The following is a 5,283-nucleotide window of genomic DNA, read 5'->3' as shown; positions in this document are numbered from 1 at the left end:
TTGAGAGCAGAAAGGGCATTTAATATGTTTATGACTACTATCTAATATCAGGTATGAAGAAATTACACATATACTTTATTGGTTGGTCGGTCTAGACAGGGTCGTTTTATAAGGGCCAGAATTACCACCATCACAGGGTAAGCCAGAAATAGCGTTGCTTAAATTTTCTGGCTTAGGTAAGTAAAAGACACATATACACTTTTAGGGGATCGCGTATGTTCGAAGACCAAAACACATCGATCCTTGATACCTATTTTGGTACCCATAGCCCTTTTTGGCGACTGGCTTTTGATAGTCAAGCTTTAGAGTTGTCAGCGATTAAAGGGACTACAAATATTGCTATTCCCCTTAATTCAGTTCAAACAATGAAAATTCGGGGCTTAACCGGCATTACTGCCAGTTTAGATATTGAAATCGAGATTTATGGTAACCCACTTCATTTACATCTGGTGGGCCGTAAAGTTAATGACAAAGAATGGGGCGGAACTGCTTCTGCGTACGCGGATACTGAATCAGTAGCGCGCGATTTAGTAATGGGGCTTTCCTTTGCAGAACAAGTGGTTTCTGAAGCTAACTCAGTCATTGTGATTCTCGATAAAGATGGTTATGTACAGCGTTTCAATCACCTTAGCGAAGAATATACTGGTAAAAAAGAACAAGATGTCATTGGTAAAAATGTTTACGACTTGTTTATGACAGCCAAAGAGGGAGCCTCATCGCGTAAAAATATTGAGGGCTTCTTCCAGCGCGGTGCATCTTACGAAGTTGAGCGTTGGGTTAATACCGTAAAAGGAAAACGTCTCTTTTTATTCCGCAATAAGTTTGTTCACAGTGGCAGTGGCAAAAACGAGCGTTACCTTATCTGTTCTGGTACCGATATTACTAAAGAAAGGCGTGCTCAAGAGCGTTTGCGGATTTTGGCTAATACCGACATGATTACTGGCCTGCCTAATCGCCACGCTATTCATGAACGCATTAATAGCGCGATCCTAACTCGTGGTGATTCTTCGGTGGGGATTATTTACCTCGATCTCGATAATTTTAAAAAAGTGAACGACCATTACGGTCATATGTTTGGTGATCGCTTACTGAAAGATGTCTCACTCGCCATTTTAAGTTGTTTGGGTGAAAGTGAAATGCTTGCCCGGTTAGGCGGTGATGAGTTTATTGTTCTGGTCGAGAATGCCTCGATGAGCTTACTGGAGGCAACTACACAGCGTATTCTCAACCGCATGAAATTGCCCTTCCGGGTAGGATTGATTGAAGTATATACCGGGTGCTCTATCGGGATAGCACTGTGCCCTGAACATGGCGATACACTAGAGAATATTATCCGTAGCGCAGATACTGCCATGTACACCGCAAAAGAACATGGAAAACAGACCTATTCGATTTTTTCACAAGAGATGAATAAGAAAGTATCTGAATACGTCTGGCTAGATACCAATTTACGTAAGGGTTTAGAACAACATCAATTACAAGTTTTTTACCAACCCAAGATATCTGCCAAAACGGGTAAAGTTCATAGTGTCGAAGCATTAGTCCGATGGTTATCACCTGAGCGTGGTTTAATCGCCCCACTTGAATTTATCTCCTATGCCGAAGAATCCGGGTTGATCGGACCATTGGGAAAATGGGTACTGCAAACCTCAATGCAACAAGCGGTAGATTGGAAAAAACGTGGAATTAACTTGCGGGTGGCGGTCAATGTGTCAGCCAGGCAATTAATTGATGAAGCTATCGTAACCAGTTTTATTGAGTCTCTTGAATCCAGCGAATTAGAATCGAGTTTAGTTGATGTTGAATTAACCGAAAGTTGCTTAATTGATGATGAAGATGCAGCCATCAATATCATGAAACAACTACGTCACTTGGGTGCTCAGGTTCATTTGGATGACTTCGGCACTGGCTATTCTTCACTTTCTCAATTGGCCCGTATCCCTATTGATGCCATTAAATTGGATCAAAGTTTTGTTCGTGATATTGATAATAATCCTATTTCACAATCTCTGGTTAAAGCCATTATCGTTGTCGCTGAGGCACTTAAAATGCGGGTGATTGCCGAAGGTGTGGAAACTAAAGGGGAAGAAGAATTCCTGGATTCTATTGGCATTGATGAAAAGCAGGGATTTCTTTACGCCAAACCAATGCCCGCAGATGAACTGGAGCATTGGCTGGTAACACAACACCCTCACCTTTCATTGGATTAGGTGCATAACGTTATATTGCTTTTGGCATTGCCGAAGTATGCCGGTCTTGTAACGTAACCAACCGTTCGATATAGGCAATATCTTTCGGCTCAATAGAAAATGCAGAATCAACCCAATCCTCAGTGATATCCATCAGTTCTGAACGCGTTAATTGTAAAACACGTTGCCGGACCCTAATCATCGCTCTCATACCATTTAACTTCGGCCTGATCGTATCTATAAAGGTGCGAGTAGCAAGATAAGCATCTCCCGGCTGAAATAACTTATCAACTAAGCCACGACTCTCATACCATTCCGCTGCATGAGACTCACCCGTCCAAATCAATTGTTCGGCTACCCTCATTCCTGCTTTTCTGGCAACAAGCGAATACCCCCCCATGCCAGGAAATAGATTAAATGCAATTTCTGGGAATCCCATTCTGGCTGTAGTTTGTGCCAGAACAAAATGATGGGCTAATGCTGCCTCAAAGCCGCCACCTAACGCGCTGCCCTCAATCATCGCAATAGAGATAGCACCAGTATCAAAGCCACGGGAAGCCGCATGAACACAATCTACGCATGCACGCGCATATGCCATTAACGCTTCTCGTTTGCGGTTTTTGATCATATGCGCGAAAAAGTTTAAGTCCCCCCCTACATTAAACATATTGGGCACCACCGAACCCGTCACCCAAAAATCAAAAGGTAACTTTGATTCTTTAGCGGCTTGCGCGAGTGTCATAATATTTTCAATTAATTCCAGATTAAAACAAGGGCGCGGATGAGCGCGCAACAACATCCACATGGTATTACGCTCTTCTTCGTAATAGGCCGATATTTGAGATAAGTGGCCAGCCTCAGTAAAAGGGCGGCAGCTAGGAAGATTAATCATATTCATATTCCATCCAATGAGTTAGTTAAACACAAATAGTGCTATTTCTGCCGGATCCTCCTTGAGGAAGCGCTAAACTTGCCGGAGTGATGGCAACTTAAGCTGGCAGATAAATAGTGAGTCACCCAATGGATAAATGATGAGAAAAGCAGTAAAAATTTTAACAATACGCATGTTTAGAGCTGTGTTAAGGCGCTAAATAGAATATATATTGCCAAGGCGATAGAATTTCAGATGAAAAAAGCCTGCCGTTATGGATAAAATACTGGCTGAACTTTATCCCTGACGGATTTTTTATGCTGCAAATTCTGCACTTTCTTTTAGCATTGATGACTATTGCAATACTGGCGTTGTTAGCCAGTCGTGACCGAAAAAATATTAGACTGCGCTATATTTTTCAGTTATTGGTTTTAGAAATTGCACTGGCTTATTTCTTTTTACACTCAGAAAATGGCCTGGGTGCGATAAAGTATTTTGCTGGATTATTCGAAACACTGATGAAATTTGCCTCAGTCGGTACTAGTTTTGTTTTTGGCGGAATGAACGAACAAGGCTTAGCATTTATATTCATGAACGTTCTTTGCCCGATCATTTTCGTTTCTGCACTGATTGGGATTTTACAGCACTTTCGCATATTGCCACTCATCATACGGGTGGTGGGCACGTTGTTATCCAAAGTAAATGGCATGGGGAAACTGGAGTCTTTCAATGCCGTAAGTACATTGATTTTGGGACAATCAGAGAATTTTATTGCTTACAAAGGGATTATTGCTGATATATCACCACGTAGAATGTACACCATGGCAGCAACGGCGATGTCAACAGTGTCCATGTCGATTGTAAGCGCTTATATGACCATGCTTGAGCCAAAATTTGTAGTAACTGCATTAATATTGAATATGTTTAGTACTTTTATTGTTCTTTCTATTATTAACCCTTACCCTGTTACTGAAGAACCCGAATTAAAGCTAAACAAACTTCATGAAGACCAAAGTTTTTTTGAGATGTTGGGGGAATATATTCTGGCTGGTTTTAAAATCGCTATGATTATAGCCGCGATGTTAATCGGGTTTATTGCCATAATTTCTGCTATTAATGCTTTATTTAGTAGCTTATTCAACATCAGTTTCCAGGAAGTGCTGGGATATCTATTTTATCCACTTGCTCTGCTGATTGGCATTCCTACTCAGGATGCGTTACAGGCGGGGAGTATTATGGCTACCAAACTGGTGGCAAATGAGTTCGTTGCCATAATTGAATTAAAGAAAGTAGCAGCCGAAATGTCTCCACGTGGCTTAGGCATTCTTTCTGTCTTTTTAGTATCTTTTGCTAACTTTGCCTCAATTGGTATTGTTGCTGGTGCCATCAAAGGGCTGAATGAGCAACAAGGGAATATCGTTTCACGATTCGGATTAAAATTAGTCTATGGTTCAACCTTGGTCAGTTTACTTTCTGCCGCCGTTGCAGGACTTATTTTGTAATAAGGTAAGCTTTCATTCTAAGCCAAAAATAGGACTATCAGCCTTTTATCTCTCGTAAATTGGAGATAAAAGGCTTGAAATGAATGTTAGAAATCTACGCACACAGTAGTATCAACTCGCATGACAGATTCTTGTGAAAACTGCTGTTTATAGCGGGAGCGCAGAGCTTCAATGGCGTCTTCTTTGCCATCTTTATGAATAAGGACTAATGCCTTACTGCTTTCTTTGGCAACTTTTCCATTATTTCCTAACCATTGCCCCTTGGCATCGATTACGGTCAAGCCTTCATTGAAGCGGCTAGTCACATCATTATCGACAAAAGACTGCCATTCAGTGATAGAAATAGCGGGGCCATGAGGCCGATTCAAACCGAAGTAGAGTGTGGTTTGTGTCATTGACTCACCTTTAATACAGGCCGGAGGTACAACTTTCACCGCTACTGTGTTTGCATGACCAGCGCTATCAACACAACCGCTCAGTAATACCCCGATAGCAACCATACCGGCAAACAATGCCCCACGATAACGCAACGGATTAACACGATTGTCCATGAACAAATCTCACTGAAATAAAAGATAAAAACTACCATCCCCTGAATGACTCTGCAATCACGCAAGAGGATCATACAAGCGTACTGATGTACTCTCTCAGAGTTTTAACCTGCCATTTTTACCCTACAATTATTCATGCTTAATTATTAACAAATTCTTTTTTTATTTAT

At 41.4% G+C, this 5,283-nt stretch carries 4 protein-coding genes; 2 read left to right on the top strand and 2 right to left on the bottom strand.

Features of this window, described 5'->3' with window-relative positions:
- The first annotated feature begins 215 nt into the window (after window positions 1–215).
- A complete protein-coding gene (gene pdeR, locus V1952_RS19875; protein WP_372560148.1) occupies window positions 216–2,210 on the top strand; it encodes a cyclic di-GMP phosphodiesterase in 1,995 nt (664 codons plus the stop codon).
- A 10-nt stretch (window positions 2,211–2,220) separates the two neighbouring features.
- Here pdeR and V1952_RS19870 read toward each other — a convergent pair whose 3' ends face one another.
- A complete protein-coding gene (locus tag V1952_RS19870) occupies window positions 2,221–3,087 on the bottom strand; it encodes a crotonase/enoyl-CoA hydratase family protein (protein ID WP_102970503.1) in 867 nt (288 codons plus the stop codon).
- 290 nt (window positions 3,088–3,377) lie between these two features.
- On the opposite strand from V1952_RS19870, the gene V1952_RS19865 reads away from it, so the two are divergent.
- Entirely contained in the window at window positions 3,378–4,562 is a 1,185-nt protein-coding gene (locus tag V1952_RS19865) for a NupC/NupG family nucleoside CNT transporter (RefSeq protein ID WP_420075384.1), read from the top strand.
- Window positions 4,563–4,648: 86 nt separating this feature from the next.
- Here V1952_RS19865 and V1952_RS19860 read toward each other — a convergent pair whose 3' ends face one another.
- A complete protein-coding gene (locus tag V1952_RS19860) occupies window positions 4,649–5,113 on the bottom strand; it encodes a DUF3574 domain-containing protein (protein ID WP_372560149.1) in 465 nt (154 codons plus the stop codon).
- Window positions 5,114–5,283 lie beyond the last annotated feature (170 nt).

Origin of the sequence: Yersinia sp. 2542 StPb PI, assembly GCF_048593855.1 — a bacterium.
GTDB classification, from domain to species: domain Bacteria; phylum Pseudomonadota; class Gammaproteobacteria; order Enterobacterales; family Enterobacteriaceae; genus Yersinia; species Yersinia enterocolitica_E.
This window is presented reverse-complemented; position numbering and strand designations above follow the sequence as displayed.

Bases quoted from the DNA above. Each gene is read 5' to 3' on its own strand.
- V1952_RS19870 (WP_102970503.1), bottom strand. From the start codon at position 3,087: ATGAATATGATTAATCTTCCTAGCTGCCGCCCTTTTACTGAGGCTGGC.
- V1952_RS19865 (WP_420075384.1), top strand. From the start codon at position 3,378: ATGCTGCAAATTCTGCACTTTCTTTTAGCATTGATGACTATTGCAATA.
- pdeR (WP_372560148.1), top strand. From the start codon at position 216: ATGTTCGAAGACCAAAACACATCGATCCTTGATACCTATTTTGGTACC.
- V1952_RS19860 (WP_372560149.1), bottom strand. From the start codon at position 5,113: ATGGACAATCGTGTTAATCCGTTGCGTTATCGTGGGGCATTGTTTGCC.